Raw genomic sequence first — 24,760 nt, forward strand, 5'->3', positions numbered from 1 at the left:
AGGAACGGCCCCGAGAGGCTCGCGGACCCGGGAGGAGGAGGACGCGAGCCGGCGCAAATCGACGAGCTATGCAGCGGCGCTAGTGATCGAATGCCCGTCGGCCGATGGACGGCGCCGCGGCAGCGCTTCGATCTCGCAACGCTGGTTCTTGCTCGCAAGGCGCCAGCGTGCCGGAGACAGGCCGCTGATGCGCTTGAACACGGTCGAGAAATGCGCCTGCGTGCTGAAACCGACGGCGAGTGAGATTTCGGCCAGCGGCCGCGCGGTCGTCGCGAGCAGCGTCTTCGCATGCTCGATCCGGTATTTGAGCAGATATTCGCGAGGACGATAGCCGGTCGCGGTGCGGAATTGTGCCGCAAAGTGCATCCTGGACAGGCCGGCGACATTGGCGAGCTCGGACAGGCTGATGCAGCGGTCGAAATGATCGGCGATGTATTGCTCCACCCGCCGCAACCGCCATTTCGGCAAGGCATTGACTCGCGGGCGGATTGTAAGATCAATCGAGCCGTGCGCCGCTTGCAAATTCATCGACATCGTTCGTCCTCTTTTGGCTCCGCCGCTCTTGCAACGACGGCAAGCGCGCAGACCCATTCGTTTTCATGCTGAGAGGATAGGCGCGACTTGGCCAGGAAGCCCGTTAGGGGTGATTAGGATGTGTTAGTTTTTGTGCGTGCTCACTGGGTGCGACAGCCCGCCGCAGGAGCTCTGATTGCGCTCAGTTTTTCGGACAATTGCGTAGATCAGCCTTGTCACGGGACAGCGCAGCGATATCGCGTGGCGATTGACCGGCTCGTTGCCGTGGATTCGTGGCGTTGATCGCTAAAGCGCGATGAGATCAGGATGAATCGTCATCGCGCTTTAGCTTGTTGTTTGCGCATGATCTTTTCGGAAAACCGCTGCGCACTTTTCCGGATCATGCTTTAGGTTGCGGCCGCCACGTCCAGGATTGTATCCGCAAAGGCCTTCGGCGCTCCTGTCGCCGCCGCTACTCGAACACGGCGTCGAAAATCTCGACATCCATCAGCACGGGCTTTGCGATCACGCTTCCGTCAGGCCGCAGCGCCTGCGCGCGTCGAAGCGTCGGCACCACGATGCCGCCAAAGCTGTCATGCGCCCAGGAGTAATGCGTGATCTTCATTCCGAAAAGATCGTGATCTGTTCGCCGCTGCAGCGCGTTCTCGTCGAAATAGAAAATCTGTTCGGGCGCGAGCGTGATCAGGTGTGAGGGGAATTGCGCCCGCAGCCGCCGCCACGTCTCGCTGTTCTCGTGCCATGGCGCAAGCTCTTCGGTGACGACATCGGGATGGGCGAGCAGGAACGGATTGGTCAGATAGTTCCAGATCGCGACGCCACAGAAGAAGACGAGGTGCAACTCGTCCGCCAGCGCAGGAGAGCCGAGCTCGGGAAACGCAAGGCTCGGATTGCGCCAGGTCCGCAGCACTTCGCCGTCCACGCTCTCGATCGCGATCGCATCGGGCTGAAAGGTGCCGCAGTGCTCGCCGCCGGTGATGCCGGTGAAGCGGACCGATTGCGTGCGGGTCGACCCTTCCGCGGTCACGTCCTTGAATTCCCCGGCATGTCCGGCGCTGGCGAACAGCGCGCCGCCAACGGAAAGGTGGAGCGTGAACCGGTCCAGGCTATTCCAGCGCGCCATGCCGCCGCTGGCATTGATTGCATCGTCAAGGAGCGCCATGTCCCGCCATATCCGCCGTGAAGCGCCATCACCATGGCGGGGCAAATGCGGCTTGGCATGTTAGAAGTTGTTAGGACTTGCGAGCGCGCGAGATGGCGGTATCTCGTTGAAAACGCTCTCAATTCAGGGTGCCCAGCAGTCCCCTTGCGGTGATCAGATCGCGGCTCTGAAGCCCTTCCTGATATTGCCCGAGGAGCGGGGCGAGCAGGGCGCGTGCTTCGCCTGCTTTTCCGGCCCGCTGCCAGATGCGGCCGAGGCTGATCGCGCCGCGGAGCTCCCAGCCGAGCGCGCGTTGCCGCCGCGCCAGATCGAGTGATCTGCGCAGATGGCTCTCGGCCTCTGCCGCATTGCCCGACCGCGCCAGGATCTCGCCCTTGATCCTGAGCATCTCCGGCATGTCGAAGGATTCGCCATGGTCGGGGATTTGACCGATGGCCTCATTGATCGTCTGCAAGGCCTCCTCGGGCTGGTCCTGCGCGGCGAGACCCTCGGCGAGCGCGGTCGCAAACACCGTCGTCATGATCCGGTGCCGTGTCGCGTACAGCGTCGCCTGGCTGCGGCGGAGGTGCTCGATTCCAGCCGCGACGTCGCCGCGGCGCAGCAGCAGCTCGCCCTTCTGGCCGATGCCGACCGCGTGATAGGGACCCAGGAAGTGCCGCGCCGAATGCTCGATCAGCCGCTCGATCAGGATCTCGGCATTGGCGAAGTCGCCAACCCAGAGAAACACGTAGATCGTCCAGATCAGCGAGATGCCGAGCGTCAGCGGCTGTTCGAGCAGTTCGGCCTCGCGCACGGTGTACTCGGCCGCCTCGATCGCGCGATCGGGCCGGCCCGTGAGCCACAGGCCGCGCGCCAGCGCGACCAGTGCGACGATGCGGTCGTCATAACCGAGATGGCCGATATTCAGCCGCTGCGAACCCGGATTGTGCAGCATCGCACTTTGGCAGAACTGCACGGCCTTGTCCTGATTGCCGATCAGATGATGCGCGACGCCCAACATCCATTCGACGTTCAGCGATGCGGCGGGATCGTTCAGCTTGCGCGCGACGCTCTCGCTCTGCTCGCCGGTCCCGAGCGCGCCGTGAAAATCTCCGACCCTGGTGAGGTAAATGTGCAGGCCGCGCAGCAGCCAGAGCTGCCAATGCAGATCCTCGAGCTCCTGCGCCAGCTGAAGGCTGCGCGTGAACGCCGCGCGGACCGCGTCGGTATTGCCCTGTGTGAACATCACGGAGACGCCAAGCGCGGCCTGCAGCGTCATCTCCTGGCGGCTATCCACGGTACCCATGTCGAGCGCCTGCTGGGTCCAGCGATGGCATTCCGTCAGCAATGTCAGCTCGAGGAAGAACTGGGCTGCGGAGGCCGCCAGATCCACGGCGATCATCCGGTCGCCGCCGTCCGAAAAGCTCCAGGTCAGCGCGGCCCGGACGTTAGGCAGATGGTCGGCATAGGGGAGAAAGCCACCTGCCGTCTGCATGCCCGTGGATTTGAGCGCGATGTCGCGCAGGAAGCCGCGGCAATATTCGGCGTGGGCGCGCGCGACGCGGGTCGCCTCGCCGCGCTCGACGAGCTTGTCGCCGACGAAGGTGCGGGTGGTGTCGAGCAGGCGATAGCGCAGCCGCCGCTCCGCGGGCGAGGTCGCGATCAGGGATTTGGAGAGCAGGTTCGAGATCGCCTCGACCGCCTCCGGCTCGCTGATGCCCTGGCTGGCCGCAACCGCCACCGCGGCTTCCAGCGTGAACGGGCCGACGAACACCGATAATGCGCGCAGCGCCGCGCTTTCGGTCGCCGGCAGCAGATCGTAGCTCCACGCCAGCGCGGCGCTCAGGGTCTGATGCCGCGGGATGGCGGTGCGCCGTCCGCGCCACAACAGCGAGAAGCGGTTGTCGAGCAGCGAGGCGGTCCCGGCGATGCCATAGGCGTTGACGCGTCCGGCCGCGAGTTCGATCGCGAGCGCGATGCCGTCCAGCCGCCGGCAGATATCCGCGACGAGCGGCGCGTCCTCCTCGCTCAGCTCGAAGTCACCCAGGCTCTCGGCGATGCGTTCCACGAAGAGCTGGCTTGCGGGATAGGCAAGAATGTCGGCGATGCCGAGCCCGTCGCGCTCCGGCGGGCAATCCAGCGGAAACAGCCGATGGACGCGTTCGCCTTCGGTGCGAAACGACTCACGGCTGGTGGCGAGGACATGCAGCTCGCCCGCCTCGCGAACCATACGCTCGGCCAGCGGCGCGAGCTCGTCGATGATGTGCTCACAGCTGTCAAACACCAGCAGCATTCGCCGGCTGCGCAGGAACGTCAGCAAGCCAGGCATCGGGTCGTCGGAATTGACGGTCAGGCCCAGCGCTGCCGCGATTGTCCCGGGAACGAGCCGGGCATCGGTCAGCGCGCCGAAATCGACGAAGCTCACCCGGCCGTCGAAGGCCTGGAGCTCACCATGGGCGACGGCGAGCGCGACCGAGGTCTTGCCGATGCCGCCGGGGCCGACGATGGTGACGAAGCGATGCTGCGCCAATTCAGTGGAGATCCGTTCGACCGCATCGTCTCGCCCGATCATTTTCGCAAGCGGCGCTGGAAGCGCGTGAGGCGCGGGGGCAGCCGGGCTCGTTCGCCGCTCCGCAGCTTCGGCCCGAAGCAGCGGAGCCGCGAAGCAATAGCCGCGTCCGGGGACGTTGACGACGTAGCGCGAGCCTAAGCCGGCATCCCCCAAGGCCTTACGCAGCGTCGTGATGTGGAACCGCAAACTGCCTTCGTCGACATTCACGTCGGCCCAGACGCGCTTGATCAACTCCCGCTTGTCCACGACCTCGCCGGCGCGCTCGGCGAGGAAAATCAGGATATCGAGCGCACGGCCGCCGAGGTGAAGCGGGGCGCCGTCCTTCTCCAGGAGACGCGACTTGGCGAACAGGCGGAATGGCCCGAAGGCAATGGCCGAATCCTGGTCGCTGATGTTCGGCACGGGCCAATGATTCCAGTCAGAGAGCTGACGTCTGCACCTTCGTCTAGCAGAACGACGTTATCAGTAAACTGCCCGAAAGTGGCGAAATCGCGCGGCCGATCGGCCGAGCGCACGGGCACGATCTGTCACAAATTTTGCTTAAGCGCGAGGGGCTTACTGAGCGCCCTGCGACAATTCGTCAGTATGCTTGACCGTGCAGAGGACAGCTTCGCTGCCACACTCTGTTTGCCGCCGATCATAACAGAATCTTGCAACGTCTAACGAGCGATGCGCGCAAACTGCATCCAGTATGGTCTCCGAGCTCAGTGTTACGTCAAACGGGAGGCTATGATGTCCGGTATCGGCGCTCGGCCGAACGACCATGTCGTTCGATCTGAATTTGTGGCCAATCTCGACGATCAGTCGCGCGATTGGGAGCTGGTGCTGCGGGAATCACATCATCGGATGAAGAACACGCTGACGCTGCTGGGTGCGTCAGTCCGCCGCGATTTCACGCGGGCAGGGCCAAGGGACGTTTCGGTTGCGGTGGACCGGTTCGAGCGGCGCATCGTCGCCTTCGGCAGGCTCTACCAGCTTCTGTCCGACAGCGGTGATTCATCGCCGGTCTCTATCGAAGCCTTCTTGGAGAATTTGTGCGGAGCGCTCTCCGAAGCGGTGCTAGCGCCGGCGGGCATCCGCTGCGAAGCTGCGCTCGCGAGCGGCACGTTGTCGGCATCGCAATGTCATCGGCTCGCGCTGATGCTGACGGAGCTGGTGACGAATGCGGCAAAGCATGCCTTCCCGAACAAGAACGGTGCGCTGATCCGCATCGACATGGCGAGGCGCAACGGGGCCTGGCTCTGCACAGTCACCGACAACGGCATCGGTGCGACCAGTCCGCTTCAGGGCACCGGCAGCCGTATCCTCCAAGAGCTCGCCCGCAGTATCCAGGCGCGGCTGCAGGGCGAGAGCGGGCAGGGCGGCACGCGGGTAACCATCGTGATGCCGGCGGCTGCCTAAAAACCGTCTCTACTCGTTATCGCTGCACCTCACATCCGGGAGTTCAACATGGCCACACTCGATATCGACCGCGACGCCGCGGCCAAGCCTTCGACATCGCGCAGCCTCGATCTGAAGCTCGAGGTCGTCGTCATCCCCGTGTCCGACGTCGACCGCGCCAAGGCGTTCTACACGCGGCTCGGCTGGCGACTGGACGCGGACTTTACATCTGGCGACGACTGGCGGGTGATCCAGTTCACGCCGCCAGGTTCGGCCTGCTCGGTGATCTTCGGCCGGAACGTCACGGGCGCAGCGCCCGGTTCGGTGCGCGGCCTGTACCTGATCGTCTCCGATCTGGAGGCGGCCCGGCAGGATCTGCTCGACCGCGGCGTCGCGGTAAGCGAAGCATTCCACGGCGGCGGCGATGTTCACACCGGTCCTGATGAGCCGTATCTGTTCGGCAGCGCTCGCGTCAGTGGCGCTGACCCGAAGCGAGGCAGCTACAGCTCGTTCGCCTCGTTCAGCGATCCCGACGGCAATGGCTGGTTGTTCCAGGAAGTCACGACGCGACTGCCTGGGCGCATCGAGGCAGGCAGCACGACATTCGCCTCGACGGCCGAACTCGGCGCGACCATGCGCCGCGCGGCGGTGGCGCATGGTGAGCACGAGAAGCGGACTGGCGGGCATGACGAGAACTGGGCGGATTGGTACGCCGACTACATCGTCCGCGAGCAGGCCGGCCAGCCGCTGCCGTCCTAACGAGAACGCAGTTGGCCGCGCGCCACTTTGCATTCGCTCACGCTCGCTTCGGTTTGCATCGGAACCGCTGCGGCGCTCGATCGGTTGGAACGGCGCAGGCGGTCGCGCCGATGTCGCCTTCGTACGGAGCGCCGGTGCTGTAAAACAACAAGGAGAACCGAGATGATCCGCAAGGCAAAAGCAGTTTGGAAGGGCACCGGTCGCGACGGCACCGGCCATCTGTCGAGCGAATCCGGCGTGCTCGCCGATACGCCCTATTCGTTCAAGACCCGCTTCGAGAACGAGAAGGGCACCAATCCCGAGGAGTTGATCGCGGCGGCCCATGCCGGCTGCTTCACCATGGCGCTGGCGTTTGGCCTTCAGATGGCCGGCTTCACGCCGGACGAGCTCTCGACGGAAGCCGCCGTCACGCTCGAGCCGGAAGGCAAGGGTTTCAAGATCAGCAAATCGGCCCTCACCCTGCGGGCCAAAGTACCAAATCTGGACGAGGCGGGATTTGCCAAGTTCGCCGGCGAGGCCGAGAAGAACTGTCCGGTGTCAAAAGTGCTCAACGCCGCGATCACGCTGGACGCCAAGCTCGGCTAAAGACGAGCTCTCAATGTCCATCCGGTTCTGAGGAACCGGGTGGACATGGGCGAAATGCCTGCCTTTCGGACGGGCAGCCGAATGCATATGATAAGACGGATGCAGGGCGATCAATCGGGAGCGGAGAGATGACGATGGAGCGCGCAGTTTTGGCCGGAGGCTGTTTCTGGGGCATGCAGGATCTGATCCGCAAGCAACCGGGCGTGATCTCGACCCGCGTCGGCTACACCGGCGGGCACGTCAAGAACGCCACCTATCGCAACCACGAAGGCCACGCCGAAGCGATCGAGATCATGTTCGATCCTGCCAAGACCAGCTTCCGGACCTTGCTGGAGTTCTTCTTCCAGATCCACGATCCCACCACGCTGAACCGTCAGGGCAATGATCTCGGCACGAGCTACCGCTCGGCGATCTTCTACACCAGCGACGAGCAGAAGCGGATCGCCGAGGACACCATTGCCGACGTCGAGGCCTCGGGCCTGTGGCCCGGCAAGGTTGTCACCGAAGTCGCGCCGGCGCGCGAGTTCTGGGAAGCCGAGCCGGAGCATCAGGATTATCTCGAACGTTATCCCGACGGTTACACCTGCCACTTCATCCGGCCCAACTGGAAGCTGCCGCGGCGCGCGGCTGTTGCGGGCGGCTAGAGACGGCGTCGTCCGGCTGAGCGCGCGCCTCGTCCTTGGAGACGACCGCTGAGCCTGTCACCGGGCCGCGCCTTGCGGGGACCCGGTGGCGATCTTCTCAGGATGAGGCTCGTCGGCATCGCCGCGCTGAAACGACTGCCGCGTACTCCGCCCTCATCCTGAGGAGCCGGCTCAAAGCGGGCGTCTCGAAGGATGGCCGCAGGGTCGCTGTTTCCATATGCGATAGCCCTGCTAAAGGATGTTCCGGAAAAGTGCGCAGCGGTTTTCCGGGAAGTTCATGCGCAAATAAAAGCTGGAGCGCGATGATGATGCACCTGATCTTATCGCGCTTTAGTCCGGAAGGCGCGGTCAGCTCCGCAATTGCGCGATCAGGTCGCGCGCGATGCGCATGTCGGCGATCCCCAAGCCTTCGGTAAACCCGGCACAGACGTTTTCGAGACCCGGCAGCGCTTCCTTGCTCCGGGCGGCGCCGATCATGAATCGCGCCAGGCTGGTCGCACAGCGCAGCTCCCAGAACCGCGCGCCCTGCTCGGCTGCAATGCCCATGGCTTCGCGAAAGCGCGCTTCGGCGGCGCCCGCATGCCGCGGGCTCCTCAGCATCAGCTCGCCCTTGATGCGCATCAGCTCCGGCAGATACCAGAGCTCCTGCCGGTCGTTGCAGCGGGTCAGGACGTCCTCGATCACGTCGAGGCCGCGGTCGATCTGGTCGGCCTCCAGACAGCACGCGGCGAGCTCGCCGAGCAGCGGGAGAAAGCGCGGCAGGAAGCGCGCATCGCCGGCGCGATTGAGCTCTTCGCGCAGGAGCGGCAGGCCTGTCGCGATATCGCCGCGCCTTGCGATCACCGCGGCGTTGAAGGCTCGCGCCCACAGCCCCCACAGCCGGATGGCGTGGCGCTCGGTGTGTTCGACGAGCTCGGCGCCGTGGCGCTCCGCGGCCTCGAAGTCGCCGGCCCAGAACGCGATCGGGCAGGTGGCTTGTCCCAGCACGCTGCAGAACGTCAGCGCGTGGCCGTTGGCACGGCCCTCCTCGATGTTCCTGGCGGCAAGCGCCTGCGCCTGATCGGCGAGGCCCTGCAGCCACAGGATGCGAGCGCGGAAATATTGCGTGGATATTCGCAGGTCGAGCGGGAAGATTTTTGGCTTCTCCGCCAGCACATGCAGCGATGCGTTCACCCGGTCGATGCAGATGCGCGCCTCGTTCTGCTCGCCGAGATAGTGCAGCGCCACGGCCATCAGCCGGTCGCCCAGCATCGCATCGGTCCGGTCGGGCGAGTTCGCCGCGGCATTCGCAAACCGATCGGCCAGCGCGCGAGCCTTGCCGAATTGCCCGTTGTTGAACTGGTCGATGCACAAGCCCCACAGCGCGCGGAGGCGAAAGTCCTTATCATCGAGCCGGTCGGCGAGCTCCAGCGTCGTCTCCAGGATCGGACGCGCCTCGCGGGCGCGGCCCTCGCCATACATCAGCGACCAGCCGAGCGCTGACAGAAGCTGCATGCGGATACGCTCGTCGCCGGCATCTCCGAGCGCGCTGAGCGCCGTTCGCGCGCGCTCGCGGCATTCGGCGAACAGGGACAGGCGCACCCACATCGTGACCGTAGCTGCGGTCAGCGCGATTCCCAGCGCAGCGTCGCCGTCGGGCGCGAAGGCCCAGTCGAGCGCCGCGCGCACATTGTCCAGCTCGGCGCCATAGATACCCAGCCATTCCGGCAGCGGCCTCGACGAGTCTGCTTCGGCGCGCTGGAAGAAATCGCGAAAATGCTCGGCATGGCGCCGCGCGAACTGCCTGGTTTCGCCGAGCTCGGCGAGCTTTCCCTGCGCGTAGGTGCGCGTGGTGTCGAGCAGGCGATAGCGCAGCATCCGCGAGGCCGATGGCGAGATCAGCGATTTGGTGACCAGGCTGTCGATAGCCTCCAGCGTCTCCGAGGCGCTGAGGCCGTCGCCGGAGGCAACCGCCGCGGCCGCTTCCGGCGCGAACGGCCCGGCGAAGACCGAGAGCCGGCGCAAGGTGGCGCTTTCGGCCGGAGGCAGCAGGTCGTAGCTCCAGTCGAGCGCCGCCGCAAGGGTCTGGTGTCGCGGCACGGCGGTGCGACGCCCTCGCCATTGCAGCGAAAAGCGGCTGTCGAGCAGCGATGCCGTGCCGGCGATGCCGTAGGCGTTGACGCGGCCCGCCGCGAGCTCGATCGCGAGCGCAATGCCGTCGAGGCGCCGGCAGATGCTGGCGACAAGCGGCGCTTCTTCCGCGCTGAGCTGGAACGGACCCGAACTCTGCGCAATGCGATCGACGAAGAGCTGCGCCGCGGGATAGGCGAGCACATCGTCGACACCCAGGCCCTCGCGCTCGGGCGGGCAATCCAGCGGGAACAGCCGGAAGATGCGCTCGCCTTCGCTCCGGAACGATTCGCGGCTGGTGGCGAGCACGCGAAGCTGCGGCACGTCGCGAACGATGCGCTCGACCAGCGGGGCGAGCGTATCCAGCACATGCTCGCAGCTGTCGAAGATCAGCAGCGCCGGGCCGGTTTTCAGGAACGTCAGGAGGGCCGGCGTCGGATCCTCCGCGCTGATGGTGAGGCCAAGCGCGGAGGCGATGGTGGTCGCGACATGGCTGCTATCCCGCAGCGGACCGAAATCGACGAAGAAGACGCGCCCGCCGAAATCCGCCGAGCGGCGGTGCCCGACGGTGACCGCGACGGCGGTCTTGCCGATGCCGCCGGGACCGACCACCGTCATGAAGCGATGGAGCGAAAGGCCGTTCGATATTCTTTCGACGATCTCCTCCCGTCCCACCATCTTGGAGAGCGGCGCGGGCAGCGAGCGCGGCGGCAGGATGTCGACGGTGGGCTGCGCGGCCGGCGCCGCAGCTTGAGCGAAGGAGGCGACGAAGCAATAGCCGCGCCCGGGCACGTTGATGATATAACGGGCCGACTTGCCGGTATCGCCGAGCGCCTTGCGCAGCGCTGCGACATGGAAGCGCAGGCTGCCCTCATCGACATTGACGTCGGCCCAGATCCGCTTGACCAGCTCTCTCTTGTCGACGACCTCGCCAGGGCGCTCGGCTAGAAAAATGAGAATATCGAGCGCGCGGCCGCCGACATGCAGAGGCGAGCCCTCTTTTTCCAGGAGCCGGGACTTCGGAAACAGTCGAAATGGCCCGAAGGAAATAGCCGAGTCTTCGCTACGATTTGGCACGCGCCATGCCCCCCGCAACGGGAGTCAAAAGGTACGACTTTTTTGCTCTATCAGAACGAGACGTACAGTAAACTGGCCGAAAGCAGTGGGGCAGGGCTGGCAGCCCTGCGTGCACCGCTGGGGTCAGCCGGCAACGGGAATCCTGCTTGAGAAGGAATGGGTTAGGCGAACATGACACGGCAACGACGCCGCCGACTAAACTGGAGGCAGCATTGACGGCGGTGAATCATTGCTGCGATGGAATGGTTTGGGAGCGGGTCCCGCCTCGACAGTGACAACCGACTTCCGGATTCAAATATGCCTTCCCTCTCGCGGCGACAGATCGTCCATGCATTGCCGGGCGCAGCGGCGCTTGCCGCAATCCCGCGCAGTGGACGAACCGCCGACTATCCGTCGCGCCCGATTCGCCTCGTGATCCCGTACGGGGCGGGCGGATCGGGCGATCAGATCGGGCGCCCCTGGGCGGAGAAGATGTCATCGCTGCTTGGGCCGGCCTTCGTTGAAAACATCAGCGGTGCGGGCGGCGCGCTAGGGACGGCTACAATCGCGCGCGAAGAGCCGGACGGCTACTCGCTTCTGCTCGGAAACGACAGCACGCAGGCCATCATTCCGCTGCTGTCGCAGACTCCGACCTATAGGATGGACGATTTCCGAGCCATCTACCGGCTCATCAGCAGTGCGCTGATCTTTGCCGTCCATCCATCGGTGCCCGCCGCCAATCTGCGCGAGCTGATCGGCTACGCCAGGGCCAATCCGGGAAAACTGTCATACGGGACGCCCGGTATCGGGAGTGGAAATCACCTGGTCGGCGAATCCTTCAAACTGCGGGCGGGCGGTCTGGACATCATCCATGTACCGTATCGCGGCATCGCGCAGGCCAGCAACGACCTCGTCAGCGGCCAGATCTCGCTCGTCATTGCCGTGATGTCGGTACCATTGCAGCAGCTGAGCCTGGCCGGCAAGATTCGGCTGCTCGCGGTCGTCACCGAAAAACGGCTGAGTGTTGCGCCGGAGATTCCGACCGCCATCGAATCCGGCATGCCGGACCTCCGTTATGACGGCTGGTTCGGCCTGTTCGCGCCTGGGAACACCGAGGATGCGATCATCGATCGGATCGCGCAGGCAACACGCCTTGCCATGGCCGATGCGACGCTCCAGGCGAGCTACCGGGCCCAAGGCATGGAGCCCGACAGCAATTCGAGCCCAGACAAATTCCAGCGCATCGTCGAGGCGACGGCGGCGAGCCTGGCGCCCGTGATCAAGTCGATTGGGCTCGGCAAGCCGTGAAGCCGCTCAGGCGTCGACGCGTATGGCCTGGCGCCGCTCCGCCGTGACGATGCGCGCCGACATCGTGACGAGACCCATCAGCGCGGCCAAGAGCCAGAACGCCAGAGGCAATCCGCCGATACGCGCGATGAAGCCGACGCCGGCGGGGCCGATGAGGATGCCGGCATAGCCCGCGGTTGTGATCGCCGCCACCGCAAGCCCCGTCGGCATCACCGTCTGCCGCGCCGCCCGGCGGAACAGCACCGGCACGAGGTTCGATGCGCCGAGGCCGATCAGCAGGAAGCCGCCGATCGCAACCGCAGCCACGGGAGCCGTGAGCAGCACGACAAAGCCCGCGATCGCAATCAGGCTGCCCCAGAGCAATGTCGCGCGGTCGCCGACGCGGGCGACGATGGCATCGCCCCCGAGCCGCCCCATCGTCATCGCAATCGAGAACACGGTATAGCCAATCCCGCCTTGCGCTTCGGAGACGAGGCCCGCGCCGATCACGAGCAGTGCGCCCCAGTCGAGCATCGCGCCTTCGACCAGGAACGTGATGGCGCCGAGCAGCGCCAGCAGCAGCACCGAGCCGTGCGGCACCACGAACAGCGGTCCCTCCTGCACCTGCACGGAGCGAAGCAGACGCGGCGCGGTGACCAGCATCGCAATTAGCATCAGGGCGGAGCAGATCAGCGTGCAGGTGAGGGGCCCGAGTTGCAGGGAGAGCAGCGCGGTCATCAAAGCCGATCCGGCAAAGCCGCCGATGCTGAACAGCGCGTGGAAGCCGGACATCAGTGGCCGGCCCGCATCGCGCTCCACCTCCACCGCGTGGATGTTCATGGCGACGTCGATCGAGCCGAGCGCCGCGCCGAAGACGAACAGCGCCAGAGCCAGCGTTGCGGACGCGCTCGCGACAGCCAAAAGCGGCAGGATTAGCGCAAGGCCGAGGCCGCCCGTGATGATAATCGGCCGGCTGCCGTAGCGCGCGCTCATGACGCCGGTCAGCAGCATGGCAAGCACGGAGCCGATCCCGAGGCTGAGCAGGAGCAGTCCGAGCACACCGTCGTCGACGGCGAGCCGCGCCTTTGCGAACGGCACCAGCGGGGCCCAGCACGCGATGCCGAAGCCCGCGACGAGAAAGGCGAGCCGCGTCGCAAGACGGGTCGCCGGCCGATCGGCAGAATGCATGGGAACTCCGGAAGAAGAAGCAGACGGAGGAGGGTGCACTCGACAAGCCCGAAGATTGCCGCGACTTTATGTCGGGAAGAGCGGTGGCAATATCGCAACCGAACAGTTGTTGCAGGCCTCTCTGCGCCGGTCTGGGCCGGACCGGCTCATCCTTGAGGGGCGATCATGTGGTCGTGATTTTCGAGAGCCGGGCTTGTGGTGGACGCGGCAGCGTCGGCGCGAGTGGCCAAGGGCAGGGCGGATTGCTCTCCTGAGCCCTAAGGTTTTGCGTCGACAGATGGCGCTGTTTAGTTCGTCTCGCCAACATCTCGATGGCGTGCACAACGCCGTCGGCCGCTGTGGCGCCAACGAGCGAAGTGGCAGGCCGCCAAGCGGTGGATCAAATCAGAGCACATCAGATCAGAGCGTTTCCACAAGAAAGCACGAGTATGATCCCCGGAGCGCGCGCCCAGGCTCGCATGGTCCTGTTGGCAGCTCTCAGAACCGAGGGGCGAAGGATTTGAATTGCATCGCGGATAGTTGCGACGATTGGTTGGCGGCCGATCCGTCCGCGCAGTCGAGCAACCCGTAGCGCACGCACGATCGTTTCGGGATTGGGAAGCGCTCTCTTATCTTCCAAAAGGCTCCAGGTGAGACGCTTGAGATCAAATGTCTCCTGGTCAATTTGGGTGAACGATCCGGAAGCCGTGATGCTTGCGTGGTCCGTCATGTCGTAAAAGATAAGACCATCGTCTATCGCCACCATGTCGCCGTGACAGGCCAGATCAACGAAGAACAGTTGGTCAACTCCCCAACTTATCGAGTGGTAGTTTCGCATCAGGCAGCCGGCTTTGACGACCTTGCCGTTGACCAGCAGCGTCGAAGGGACCATCCGCAGCAACCGGGTCTTCCCCGCCAAATAGAGATCCGCTAGGCACTGCTGACTTGAATAGCAGTAAATCTCGCCTCCTCGTCGGTACCTTATGCCGTTGTCCTGAACGAGATGGCATGTGGAGGTCATAAATGCCGCGGCGGGGTAAGCCCTCGCAAGCTTCGCGAAAGTTGTGAGCGCTCCTGGCGCTAGCCAGTCGTCATCATGCAATAATTTGATCCAGGGGCCGCGACACGTAAGCATCGCGTTGTTCGTGTTCTCGACCTGACCACGGCCTCTGCGATTTTCGATAACTCGGATGCGCGGCTCCTTGTGGGCATATTCGCACGAAATATGCCAACTCTCGCCCGCCGGCCCTTCGTCATCGCTTATAACCAATTCCCAATCGGAGAAGTCCTGCTGCAGCACGCTTTCGACCGCGCGGCGCAGCATGTTTGGACGGCGGAAGGTTGGTATCGCGACCGAAATGAATGGCTGGAAGTCCGAGCCTTGGGAGCTGCCGCGCCGCTTGGCCTGCAACCTGTCCATTCGGTAGCTCCTCACTAAGAAGCGATTGCTGAAGATCGTCCTCGCGTCCGATCGAAACTGATCGCAGTCAAAGTAGACCATCCTCGCGCTGAGTAAGCCGAGTTGGCCGGACGGTGGATACCGAGGGGCACATCGTCATCGTCCATTTGCATGACGGTGGCGCGGCCGCGATGTTTTGAAGCAGATCACAACGAGAAAACGCTTCACACATGTTAATGTCGATGCAACCAACATAAGGAAAACTTGGAAATACTCGTTTTGGTTGGTGACAGCTGAGATTTGCGGTAGGCAAGAAGTCGGCCCTTGCAGCGGGAAAATCCGGCACATCGTCTCCGCCGAGCTTCTTCACTTCGGAAATCGCGAGGCAAAGAGCGCGGCGTAGCGGAGCTTGGTGAGGCGTCACGGCTTGCGTCGGCGCAAAAAGAGGCCACCAACTCGCTGGCGGGCAAAGTTGGGGCCGAGAAAGCTGTTCGGGCCAAGAGCATCGTGCTGGCCCAGCCCTCAACATTCATCCGGCTCGGGCAGTCTGGCGATATGGCAATAGATGTAAGGGGTGGCGCGACCGGCCAGCCTCCTGCTCGGCGCTGCCATGACCGTCTGTTGGAGCCCACGCCGGAGCCAAATTGACCGGCACTGGGTAGCGTATGCCATCCTTTCGTCAGCTCGTTCGTGGAGGATTTGCGCCATGGCCACGCTCTCCTGCTTTGCAGGCGGGAGCGGTAGGCCCCTATGGAACGATCGGCCACCCAACTCATTGAGCGCTTGTTCATCTAGAGGATCGCTCGTTGAACCACATCGCCGTCGTCTTGATCTTACTCGTTGGCGGCGCCTCGCTCGCCTTTGCCCAGAGTGCGGGCGAATCGAGCAGTGGCGGCTCCGCGGCGAGTGGAACTGCGGCCACCGGCTCGACAGGTTATGCGGGCGGCACCCTATCGACCGGGCATACCCTAAGCGGCACTGCGGGCTCCTCCGGTCCCGACGTGGGCAACGCGCTCAGCCATGCAGCGACTGGCGGCGACGTGGATGCTTCCTCGGTTACGCAGGCTCCAACCTTGCATGATAACGCGGTGGATACGCCGGCCGCTGAACGCGCCATGAAGAACTTGGGCAACACCGATATTGGCATTCTCAAGAAGTAGGACCATTCTGCAGGTGGGCTCCGGAACGTCTCACAGCCCTAGCGAACTGCATGACAGCCGGAACGATCAACGAGGAGCTATCACCAAAAAGAGCAACTTGAGGCCCACAACGCGCGGGATTAGGCTTCCGGCGAAGTGAAGAAGCAATGGCCTGATAACCGGGGGTGGTTTACATGCGCCATACGATTGAGACCACACCGAACGTGGTCATCCCCGAGGCGTCAGACGCGCGGCGGCGATTTGCAATTTCCTGGATCGCCCCAACCTTCGTCACGGCCACGCTCATCGGGTTCTGTCTCAATGCCGAAGTCGTCGCCTATGTGGCGCAATACGCCACTCAGCAGGATTTATCCAAGCTCATCCATCACGATCATCCCGCCGGTGATGGCGCAACAGAAGCCATTGCCGAAGGACGAGGAGGCGGCGCAGCTCAAGCAGGTGGTCGACAGCGCGACAGCGGAGCTGCGGCAGTCTCTGCAGCGAGAGCACGACAGGGCCGAGGCGCTCGAGAAAGAACTGGTGAAGGCATGGCGGTACGTCGGGAAGCTGTTGTCGATGCCCAACGGCGAGGCGCACCAGTTCAGCCAAGCGGTCGACAGCGCGACGGCGGTACTGTGGCAGTCTCTGCAGCAGGAGCACGACAGGGCCGAAGCGCTTGCAACCGAACTGGCGGACGCGCGGCGCTCTACGGAACGGAAACCCGCCGCTGTGGAAGAGAGGCCCGGTGTCTCCTCCTTGCCCGCCTGGGCAAACAGCTACGCCGCTTTCGTGAAGTCCGCCCCCGTAGTCCAACCGGTGACCACGGAATACAGCAAATCGGCTATCAAGCCAGCCGAACCAGCTCGCGTTGAGCAGAAACCGCGGCGGGGGCTACAGCTGCCAGCACTTTCAGACCTACGATCCGGCATCCGGAACTTACGTGGCCTATAACGGACGGCGGCATTCCTGCCCATAAGTTCGAGCGGTGTCTTGGAAACACGTCTAGCTGACCTGCCGCTATGGGCAGCGAGGTGCGGCCGCCTCACTCGGCGGCGGCACCTCATTCTAGGACGCGGTGGTGCGGCGGGACGCCGCGGCGTGCGTCGTGCATTTGTGAAAATCCGTGACGAGCTCGCCGCGTGCGAGCGTGGACGACTATTGGCGAATGTCCGATAATGTGCGCTCCTGATTGCAGCGCCCTGTGGCCTGCACTTGAGCTTCCACAGAAGGACGATCCCGATGACACAGGCAGGCGCCTACGGGCAGAGGCTGGGGCAGTTCCTGCGTTTGAAGGATGCGCCGCCGTCGCTGGTCACGCGCTCGCTGCGCAGCGCTGCGCTCGCGGTCACCGAAACCCGCAATGACCGCCCGGTGCGTGGCCTGTCCGGCTCGCTGACCGCTGAAGATGCCTTTCTCGTCAGCCTGAAGCTGCACGATTATCCGGACTGCGAGCTCTGGGAACGCGGCAAATGCGTCATGCGGACGGATGTCTGCGCCGGGACGACCTATCTCTACGATCTCAAGTGCGATCCGCGCTACGTCATCGACAAGCCGTTCCACTCGCTGTTTTTCTACATTCCACGTTCGGCGCTCGACAGCATCGCCGAGCAGTGCAGTGCGCCGCGCGTCGACGAGCTCGACTGTCAGATCGGCGTCGGCCACGATGACGGAATCATCCGCCACATCGGCGCCTCGCTTCAGGAGGGCCTGCGCAGACCGGACGAGGCCAATCAGCTCTTCGTCGATCACATGATGCTCGGCCTGACCGCCCATGTTGCTCAGACCTATGGCGGGCTTCAGCGCATGTCTGTCTCCGCCCGCGGCGGCCTCGCGCCATGGCAGGCGAAGCGCGCCTGCGAGCGGCTCGAATCCGATCTCAGCGGCAAGCTCTCATTGCAGAAGATCGCAGCCGAGCTCGACCTTTCGGTCAGCCATTTCTCACGCGCGTTCCGGATTTCGATCGGCCTGCCGCCGCACCAATGGCTGCTGCATCAGCGCATCAAGACCGCCAAGCAGCTGATGAGCGTTCGCGACCTGCCGCTGTCGGAGATCGCGATCTCGGCCGGCTTTGCCAACCAGAGCCACTTCACGCGCGTGTTCTCCTCGATCGTCGGCGTCAGTCCGGCGATATGGCGCCGTGAGGCACTTGGCGCCTCGAGCCGTGGGGGCGTGAATGGTGTAGACGGAGCGCCGCGCGGCAAAGATCTCGTCCGGCGGGTAGGCGATGCCATCGGCGAGATTGGCCGGATTTAAAATGGAGGCATCGCAGGCCTCGTTCGGCTCGAATGCGGTGATCACGATCGTGCCGAGGCGCACCTCTTCGCGATCATCCTCCTCAGGCCAGCGGATCGTGACGTCCCTGGTGTGATCGCCGGGACGATCGAGCAGCGCCATCACCGGGCATCGCCTGCCGCGATCCGCGTGCCGAGATCGTCGCGCAGGAGCTCAGCCGGTTTCGCTCTCGCTTCGTCCTCGCTCAGCGTGATGTCGCCGCCGGCCTTGGGGCCACCTTTGAACTTGATGAAGCGCGTCTCACCTTGCTCATTCGTTGCCGGAAAGGCGTGCACGCCCCAGTAGGTGGTGCCGGCAATGCTTCCGGGTAGCCGACGCGCGGCGACGTAGTTGGCCTGGTTGAGCGTCTCAGGGTTGGCCGCCAAGAACGCCTTGACCTTCGCTACATCGGGCTTGCCGTCCGCGCCCGGAATACGCGCTTCCAGGAAGGCCAGCATCTGGTCGAGCGTTCGCGCAAAATGCACCGGCGCGCTCTCGACGAGAATGTCGGATCGATGATCCTCGTCACCGAGCTTGAAGTTGAAGCCGCGCAGCACCAGATTGGCGCGATCCTGAAGATGCGTGCATGGCTGAGCGCGCGGAGTTGGCTGCCTCGCGTCGGCTGAACGATGCCCGGCTAACCGCCGAGGAGCCGCCGGCAGGCATCGACGAAAACCTCCGCGCCGGTGACGATATCGGCATCAGTGGTATTTTCGGTCCAGTGATGACTGATGCCGCCGATCGACGGCACGAACAGCATGCCTGCAGGCATCACGGTCGCCAGCATCTGCGCATCGTGGCCGGCGCCGCTGGGCATGCGGATGCAGCGTCCGTCTGCAAGAGCCTTGCTCGCGGCCTCGATCGCATCCTGTATGCCCGGGTTCATCATGGCCGGCGCGCCGGTGCGGATTTTCTCTACGGTGACGGTGCAAGGGCCCTTCGCATTGAATTCGTCGGCCATGGTCCGCAGCAACTCCTCCAGGCGCGCGATCACGGCCGGGTCGGCGTCGCGGATCTGGAACAGCATCTCGGCGCCGCCGGGAATGATGCTCGGCGCACCGGGATCGAGCGTGATGCGGCCGGTGGTCCAGACCGTGCGCGGCCCGCACGCGTCAGGAAAACGCTCATCGATCGCGACGCAGAACTTGGCGAGCGCGAGCCCTGCATCCTTGCGCACGGCCATGCGCGTGGTGCCGGCGTGGTTCTGCTCGCCGGTGAAATTGATCTTGTATTGCCAGATGCCGACGATGGAGGTCACGACGCCGATCGCGAGCTTGCCGCTTTCGAGGGTGTCGCCCTGCTCGATATGCGCCTCCAGATATCCGAGGTGCCGTCCCGGCTCGACCGCGACGCGTGCCCGCCCGGCGAGACCCAAGTCGGCGAGCGCCTCGCGCATGGCGCGGCCGCTGGTGCGGTCACGCGCGGCATCGATCTCGGCCTCGGTCACTTGCCCGATATAGGAGCGCGAGCCAAGGAAGCTGCCGAAATGGCCTTCCTCGTCGCACCATGCGGCCACCTCGACCGCGCCCTTGACGGAAGCATTGGCGTTGAGCACGCGCGCGGCCTCGAGCGCATAGACGACGCCGAGCGGGCCATCGAGCCACCCGGCATAGTTCTGGCTCTCCAGATGCGAGCCCGCCAGCAGCTTTGGCCCGGCCTTCGCGCTGGTGCCGAGCACATTGCCGATGCCGTCGATCGCAGCAGAGAGGCCAGCCTCCGGCAGCTTCTGCATCAGCCAGTCCAACGATTGCCTGTGCGACTCGGAGAAGGTCGGCTTGTGCACCCCGGTCTTGTAGGCGCCGATGGCGCGGAGCGCGTTGAGGTCGGCAAGGACGCGCTCGCCGTTGGCGCGCAGCTTGGTGTCAGGCATGTTCGGCAACTTTCAATGCCTCGGTACGAATCTCCTCGACCAGCCGTTCCTTCAGCTGGACGAATTCCGGCGTGGTCTTGATCTTGTAGGAGCGCGGATGCGGCAGCTCCACAATGATCTCGGCCTTGATCCGGCCCGGACGCGCGCTCATCACGATGACGCGGCTGCCGAGGAAGATCGCCTCCTCGATGTCGTGGGTCACGAACAGCACGGTCTTCTGGTCGCGCTCCCAGATGCCCAGCAGCATCTCCTGCATCAGCGCGCGGGTCTGGTTGTCCAGCGCGCCGAAGGGCTCGTCGAGCAGCAGGATCTTGGGATCATTGGCAAGCGCTCGCGCGATCGCCGTGCGCTGCTGCATGCCGCCGGAGAGCTGCTTCGGCCAGTGATTCTCGAAGCCGGACAATCCAACCTGGCGAATGAAGGAGTCGGCGATCTTGTGACGCTCCGCCTCGGACACGCCGCGCTCGCGCAGGCCAAAGGCGATGTTCTCGCGCACGGTCAGCCAGGGAAACAGCGTGTAGGACTGGAACACCATGCCGCGATCGGCGCCGGGGCCGGTGACCTCGCGACCGTCGAGCGTGACGCGGCCGCTGGTCGGACGATCAAGGCCGGCGACGATGCGCAGCAGCGTGGATTTGCCGCAGCCGGAGGGGCCGAGGATGGTGACGAAGTCGTTGTTGCCGATGGTGAGGTCGGTCGGCTCCAGCGCTCTCGTCGGCGCGTTGCCGTGGCGCGCGGGGAAGGTGCGCGAGACTTGCTCGATTTTGAGCGTCGTCATGCGAGCCTCCACGGAAACAGCCAGGCGTTGAAGGCCTTGAACATGAAGTCCGAGAGCAGGCCGATCAGGCCGATCACGATGATCCCGAAGATGATCTGGCCGGTGTTGAGCAGCGCCTGGCTGTCGGTGATCATGTGGCCGATGCCCGAGGACGAGCCGATCAGTTCGGCGACGATGACATAGGTCCAGGCCCAACCCAGCACCAGGCGCAGGATTTCCGCGATCTCGGGTGCGGAAGAGGGCAGCAGCACGCGGCGGATGATGCCGCGATCGGTGGCCCCGAGCGTATAGGCGGCTTCCACCAGATCGCGTCGTGTGGCGCCGACGGTGACGGCGACCATTAGGATGACCTGGAATACCGAACCGATGAAGATGACGAGCAGCTTTTGCAACTCGCCGATGCCGGCCCACAGGATCAGAAGCGGGATGAAAGCGGAGGCGGGCAAATAGCGCGCAAAGGAGACGAACGGCTCGAGGAACGCCTCGACCGGCTTGTAGGCGCCCATCAGCACGCCGAGGGGCACCGCAATGATCGCGGCAAGTGCGAAGCCGCCGACGACGCGCCAGATCGTTATGCCGATGTCGTAGATGAAGCCCTGCTTGGCCAGGAGGTCATAGCCTTCCTGCACCATGGTCAGCGGGTTGGCGAGGAAGGTCTTCGACACATGGCCGCCGAGCGTCGCCCACGACCAGAGCGCAACGAACAGCACGAAGAACGCAAGGCCGTAAGCCACGCGCTGCTTCGATGTAACAGGGTCGAGGGGACGCATCGACGAATCTATCCGGACAGTGAACGGATTTGCCGGCCCCGCCGCGAGACGGGGCCGGCAGCTCCTGGGCGATTTACTTGATGTAGCTCGCGTCGAAGAGGTCCTCGACCTTCGGCGCCGCCTTGATGATGCCGATCTCGAGCAGGAGGTCGGCGGCCTCCTTGTTGAAGGTCAGGAAGTCACCGGCGAAGAATTTCTGGTTCGCGGCCTTGTCCTGCCAGCGCAGGTACTTTGCCGAGTTGCCGAACTGCTCCCCGGTCTGCTTCACGTCGGCGCCCATGATTTCATAGGCCTTGGCCTGATCCTTGGCGATCATGTCGAGCGCCTCGAAATAGCTGTCGGCGAGCGCCTTGGCGGCCTTGGGATTCTCGCTGAGGAATTTCGGCGTGCAGCCAAAGGTGTCCATGACCATGGGGTAGTCGAGCGTGGTCGCGATGATCTTGCCCTTATCGGGGGCGGCGCGAACCGTCGACAGGTACGGCTCATAGGTCATCGCGGCATCGTTCTGGCCGGAGACGAAGGCCTGTGCGGCCGCGGCCGGCTCGAGATTCACGACGGTAACGTCCTTCACCGACAGACCATTTTTCTTGAGCATCCAGGCCAGCGCGAAATAGGGCGAGGTGCCGGGCGCGGAGGCTGCGACGGTCTTGCCCTTCAGGTCCTTGATCGCGCTGATGTCGTTGCGCACGGCCATACCGTCGGCGCCATAGCTCTTGTCGAGCTGGAAGATCTGCTTGGTGGCAACGCCGTTGGCGTTCCAGGAGATCCAGGTCTCGACCGTCGTCGCGGCGCACTGGACGTCGCCGGAGGCGATCGCGAGATGGCGGTCCTTCTGCGGGATTTTCTTGATGGTGACGTCGAGGCCGTTCTTCTTGAAGATGCCCGCTTCCTTCGCCAGCGTCAGCGGCGCGAAGCCGGTCCATCCGGAGATGCCGATGCCGACCTTGACGTCGTCGGCGAGCGCGGGAGTGGCGGCCGCAAGGGCAATGATTGTCGCAAAAATCGTCGAACTACGCATGATTGTCGTCCTCTTGCCGATCGATGGATTGACGTCCTGTTGATCTCTGTCGGCCGCTATGGACCGCTGCCCGAAGCATTGCACGAATTGTGCCGACATCGTTCTCTCAGCCTCCCTTGAATCGGGCGACAAGGCGGTGAGAGTCACCGGGATAGAGCAGGCGCACCGCGGTGATCGTGCGCGAGCTGCGCCAGGTATAGCGGTCGATCACGAGACAGGGCGCGCCGATTGCGATGTCGAGCGCTTCCGCCGTACGATCATCCGCGACGATGGCGCTGATCGTATGCTCGGCTTCAGTCCATGGGACATGATGAAGCAGCCACGAGCCCGGCGGCTCGCGCGAGAAGTCTGCGGTCGCCGCACTCGGCACGGACGCAAGATCGATCAGCCTGTCCTCGACCGCGAAGGGCACGTTGTCGGCGCTGTGGCGGCAGGTGATCGCGACCACCTTGCCGGCCTTTTTGACGCCAAGACGCTCGCGGTCGACGGCAGTCGCCGCTCGCAACTTGCGGCCGGTCAGCTCGTATCCGTAAGCGCGCCCGAGCGCGCTGATCTCGGCCCGGATGTCGGCGATCTTGAGCACGGCTGACTGATGCTGCGGCCGCCGCACGAACGAGCCGGCGCGCCGCCGCCGCTCGATCAGATCCGCCTGTGCCAGTTCCGACAGCGCCTTGTTCACGGTCATGCGCGAGCAGCCGTAGCGCGCGACCAGCTCGTGCTCGAACGGGATGCGATGTCCGGGCGGCCACTCGCCGGTGAGGATCCGCTTCTCGATGTCGGCGCGGATACGCTTGTAGAGCGTCGGCTTGTCAGCCGCATCGGTGGCGAGGTTCATGCGACAAGCCTCCGCACCGCCGCGTTGAAGCGCTCGCGCGCGGCCTGGCGCAGTCTGTGCCGGCCGCCTTCCACGACCTTGTTGCCGCCCGCCCAGACGCAATCGATCGCGCCGCTGCCTGCCGCAAATATCCAGCCGTCGATGATCGCATCACCTGCGCGTCCTGCCAGCGACGGATGGGCGGCGTCGAGCGTGACGATGTCGGCGCGCGCGCCGGGCGTTAGGCCGACTGCGGCTTGTGCCATTGCTTGTGCACCACCTGCAAGCGCCTGATCGAACAGCGTGCGCCCCGTCGAGCGGCCTGCGCCGCTGGAGAGCACGTTGCGCTGGCGGTGGGTCAGGCGCTGGCCGTATTCGAGCTGCCGCAATTCGTCGGCGACGCCGACCAGCACGTTGGAGTCGGTGCCGACACCGAACGCGCCGCCGGCGCCGAGAAATTCGCGCGCAGGAAAAATGCCGTCGCCGAGGCTGGCCTCGGTGATGGTGCAAAGGCCTGCCACCGCACCAGTCTTCGCAAATGCGCTGACTTCTTCATCGGTCATGTGGGTCGCGTGGATGAGGCACCAGCGCTGATCGAGCGGCGCGTGCTCCAGCAGCCATTGCACCGGGCGCCGGCCGGACCAGGCGAGGCAATCCTCGACTTCCTTCACCTGCTCGGCGGCGTGAATGTGCACCGGCCCGCCGTCGGCAAGCGGAATGATCGCCGTAAGCTCGTCCGGCGCCACCGCGCGCAGGCTGTGCGGCGCAATGCCGATATTGGCGCCCGGCAAGCTTGTGATCGCCTTGCGCGAGGCATCCATCAATGCGGCGAACTGATCGACCGAGCAGATGAAGCGGCGCTGGCCGTCATGCGGCGCCGCGCCGCCAAAAGAGCCGTGCACGTAAAAACTCGGCAGCAGCGTCAGTGCAATGCCCGAGGCCTCGGCAGCCTGCGCAATACGCCCGGCCATTTCGCCGATATCGCCGTAATGCGAGCCGTCGCGATCGTGATGCAGATAGTGGAATTCGCCGACGCGGGTAAATCCCTGCTCCAGCATTTCGACATAGAGCAACGTTGCAACAGCCGCGACGTCGTCCGGCGTCATCGCCAGCGCGAAGCGATACATCGTCTCGCGCCAGGTCCAGAACGTGTCGGTCGAGTCGCCGCGCAGCTCCGCAAGTCCAGCCATGCCGCGCTGGAAGGCGTGGCTGTGCAGGCTTGCAAGTCCGGGAAGCGCGATGGCGTGGCGTTCGTCGCCGGCGGCAGGCGCTACACCTGGCGTCACTGCCGCGACCGCGCCGGCGGTGATCACCACCTGCACGTCATTGGCCCAGCCCGAGGGCAGGAGCGCGGAGGCGAAATGCAGTCGGGACATGTTGACACGGCGGCTGGACAGAACCGCCTTACGATTATATGTCTAGACATATAAGTCAAGCATTCCAGGATGCAGGGATATCCGCGAAGGGGAC

19 protein-coding genes and 2 pseudogenes are annotated in these 24,760 nt (G+C 64.4%); 8 read left to right on the forward strand and 13 right to left on the reverse strand.

Annotation, left to right across the window (positions count from 1 at the left end):
- Nucleotides 1-66 precede the first annotated feature (66 nt).
- From ACVWY3_RS01095 to ACVWY3_RS01105, 3 genes and pseudogenes are all read right to left on the reverse strand, one after another.
- Nucleotides 67-543: pseudogene (locus ACVWY3_RS01095) on the reverse strand (helix-turn-helix domain-containing protein); the annotation flags it as partial.
- Nucleotides 544-985: 442 nt separating this feature from the next.
- Nucleotides 986-1,693, reverse strand: a complete 708-nt coding sequence (locus tag ACVWY3_RS01100) for a hypothetical protein (RefSeq protein WP_456836801.1) — start codon at nt 1,691-1,693, stop codon at nt 986-988.
- 118 nt (nt 1,694-1,811) lie between these two features.
- Nucleotides 1,812-4,646 carry an ATP-binding protein gene (locus ACVWY3_RS01105; RefSeq protein WP_456836802.1) on the reverse strand — a complete coding sequence of 945 codons (2,835 nt, stop codon included), beginning with the start codon at nt 4,644-4,646 and terminating at the stop codon, nt 1,812-1,814.
- A 330-nt stretch (nt 4,647-4,976) separates the two neighbouring features.
- Here ACVWY3_RS01105 and ACVWY3_RS01110 point away from each other — a divergent pair, with 330 nt between their 5' ends.
- The 4 genes from ACVWY3_RS01110 (at nt 4,977) to msrA (ending at nt 7,612) form a co-directional block, all read left to right on the forward strand.
- Nucleotides 4,977-5,645, forward strand: coding sequence for a sensor histidine kinase (locus ACVWY3_RS01110; protein ID WP_456836803.1), 669 nt, complete (start codon nt 4,977-4,979; stop codon nt 5,643-5,645).
- A gap of 48 nt (nt 5,646-5,693) precedes the next feature.
- Complete coding sequence (locus ACVWY3_RS01115; protein ID WP_456836804.1) at nt 5,694-6,383, forward strand: VOC family protein; 690 nt, start codon at nt 5,694-5,696, stop codon at nt 6,381-6,383.
- A gap of 162 nt (nt 6,384-6,545) precedes the next feature.
- The gene (locus tag ACVWY3_RS01120) at nt 6,546-6,968 is read left to right on the forward strand and encodes an OsmC family protein (RefSeq protein ID WP_456836805.1); all 423 of its coding nucleotides are present in this window, start codon (nt 6,546-6,548) and stop codon (nt 6,966-6,968) included.
- Between the two features lie 128 nt (nt 6,969-7,096).
- A complete protein-coding gene (gene msrA, locus ACVWY3_RS01125) occupies nt 7,097-7,612 on the forward strand; it encodes a peptide-methionine (S)-S-oxide reductase MsrA (RefSeq protein ID WP_456836806.1) in 516 nt (171 codons plus the stop codon).
- 348 nt (nt 7,613-7,960) lie between these two features.
- Here the strand turns inward: msrA and ACVWY3_RS01130 are convergent, their stop codons facing one another.
- Nucleotides 7,961-10,798 carry an ATP-binding protein gene (locus ACVWY3_RS01130; protein ID WP_456836807.1) on the reverse strand — a complete coding sequence of 946 codons (2,838 nt, stop codon included), beginning with the start codon at nt 10,796-10,798 and terminating at the stop codon, nt 7,961-7,963.
- Nucleotides 10,799-11,095: 297 nt separating this feature from the next.
- On the opposite strand from ACVWY3_RS01130, the gene ACVWY3_RS01135 reads away from it, so the two are divergent.
- The gene (locus tag ACVWY3_RS01135; RefSeq protein WP_456836808.1) at nt 11,096-12,085 is read left to right on the forward strand and encodes a Bug family tripartite tricarboxylate transporter substrate binding protein; all 990 of its coding nucleotides are present in this window, start codon (nt 11,096-11,098) and stop codon (nt 12,083-12,085) included.
- A gap of 6 nt (nt 12,086-12,091) precedes the next feature.
- On the opposite strand, the gene ACVWY3_RS01140 is transcribed toward ACVWY3_RS01135, so the two are convergent.
- Together ACVWY3_RS01140 and ACVWY3_RS01145 are read right to left on the reverse strand one after the other, a co-directional pair.
- Nucleotides 12,092-13,252, reverse strand: coding sequence for an MFS transporter (locus ACVWY3_RS01140; RefSeq protein ID WP_456836809.1), 1,161 nt, complete (start codon nt 13,250-13,252; stop codon nt 12,092-12,094).
- A gap of 394 nt (nt 13,253-13,646) precedes the next feature.
- Entirely contained in the window at nt 13,647-14,651 is a 1,005-nt protein-coding gene (locus ACVWY3_RS01145; RefSeq protein ID WP_456836810.1) for a glycosyltransferase family 2 protein, read from the reverse strand.
- A gap of 785 nt (nt 14,652-15,436) precedes the next feature.
- Between ACVWY3_RS01145 and ACVWY3_RS01150 the strand changes: the two genes are divergently transcribed.
- The 3 genes from ACVWY3_RS01150 to ACVWY3_RS01160 all read left to right on the forward strand — a co-directional run bounded on the left by ACVWY3_RS01150 (nt 15,437) and on the right by ACVWY3_RS01160 (nt 18,022).
- Entirely contained in the window at nt 15,437-15,790 is a 354-nt protein-coding gene (locus ACVWY3_RS01150; RefSeq protein WP_456836811.1) for a hypothetical protein, read from the forward strand.
- A gap of 847 nt (nt 15,791-16,637) precedes the next feature.
- Nucleotides 16,638-16,745, forward strand: a complete 108-nt coding sequence (locus ACVWY3_RS01155) for a BA14K family protein (protein ID WP_456836812.1) — start codon at nt 16,638-16,640, stop codon at nt 16,743-16,745.
- A gap of 263 nt (nt 16,746-17,008) precedes the next feature.
- On the forward strand, nt 17,009-18,022 hold the full coding sequence (locus ACVWY3_RS01160; RefSeq protein WP_456836813.1) for a helix-turn-helix domain-containing protein: 1,014 nt from the start codon (nt 17,009-17,011) through the stop codon (nt 18,020-18,022).
- Here the strand turns inward: ACVWY3_RS01160 and ACVWY3_RS01165 are convergent.
- The 7 genes and pseudogenes from ACVWY3_RS01165 to ACVWY3_RS01195 form a co-directional block, all read right to left on the reverse strand.
- A pseudogene (locus ACVWY3_RS01165) lies at nt 17,942-18,612 on the reverse strand (catalase); the annotation flags it as partial. The gene ACVWY3_RS01160 and the pseudogene ACVWY3_RS01165 overlap by 81 nt on opposite strands.
- A 65-nt stretch (nt 18,613-18,677) precedes the next feature.
- Entirely contained in the window at nt 18,678-19,910 is a 1,233-nt protein-coding gene (locus tag ACVWY3_RS01170; protein ID WP_456836814.1) for a hydantoinase/carbamoylase family amidase, read from the reverse strand.
- Complete coding sequence (locus ACVWY3_RS01175; RefSeq protein ID WP_456836815.1) at nt 19,903-20,688, reverse strand: ABC transporter ATP-binding protein; 786 nt, start codon at nt 20,686-20,688, stop codon at nt 19,903-19,905. The genes ACVWY3_RS01170 and ACVWY3_RS01175 overlap by 8 nt, the downstream gene beginning before the upstream one ends.
- Nucleotides 20,685-21,458 (reverse strand): ABC transporter permease, encoded by a 774-nt coding sequence (locus ACVWY3_RS01180; protein WP_456836816.1) that lies wholly within the window; start codon nt 21,456-21,458, stop codon nt 20,685-20,687. Before ACVWY3_RS01180 ends, ACVWY3_RS01175 begins: the two co-directional genes overlap by 4 nt.
- A 73-nt stretch (nt 21,459-21,531) precedes the next feature.
- Nucleotides 21,532-22,476: an ABC transporter substrate-binding protein gene (locus ACVWY3_RS01185; RefSeq protein ID WP_456836817.1), complete on the reverse strand. Its 945-nt coding sequence runs from the start codon at nt 22,474-22,476 to the stop codon at nt 21,532-21,534.
- Between the two features lie 106 nt (nt 22,477-22,582).
- Nucleotides 22,583-23,311 carry a histidine utilization repressor gene (gene hutC, locus ACVWY3_RS01190; protein ID WP_456836818.1) on the reverse strand — a complete coding sequence of 243 codons (729 nt, stop codon included), beginning with the start codon at nt 23,309-23,311 and terminating at the stop codon, nt 22,583-22,585.
- A complete protein-coding gene (locus ACVWY3_RS01195; RefSeq protein ID WP_456836819.1) occupies nt 23,308-24,666 on the reverse strand; it encodes a formimidoylglutamate deiminase in 1,359 nt (452 codons plus the stop codon). Before ACVWY3_RS01195 ends, hutC begins: the two co-directional genes overlap by 4 nt.
- Nucleotides 24,667-24,760 lie beyond the last annotated feature (94 nt).

It is taken from the genome of Bradyrhizobium sp. USDA 4486 (genome assembly GCF_054057995.1).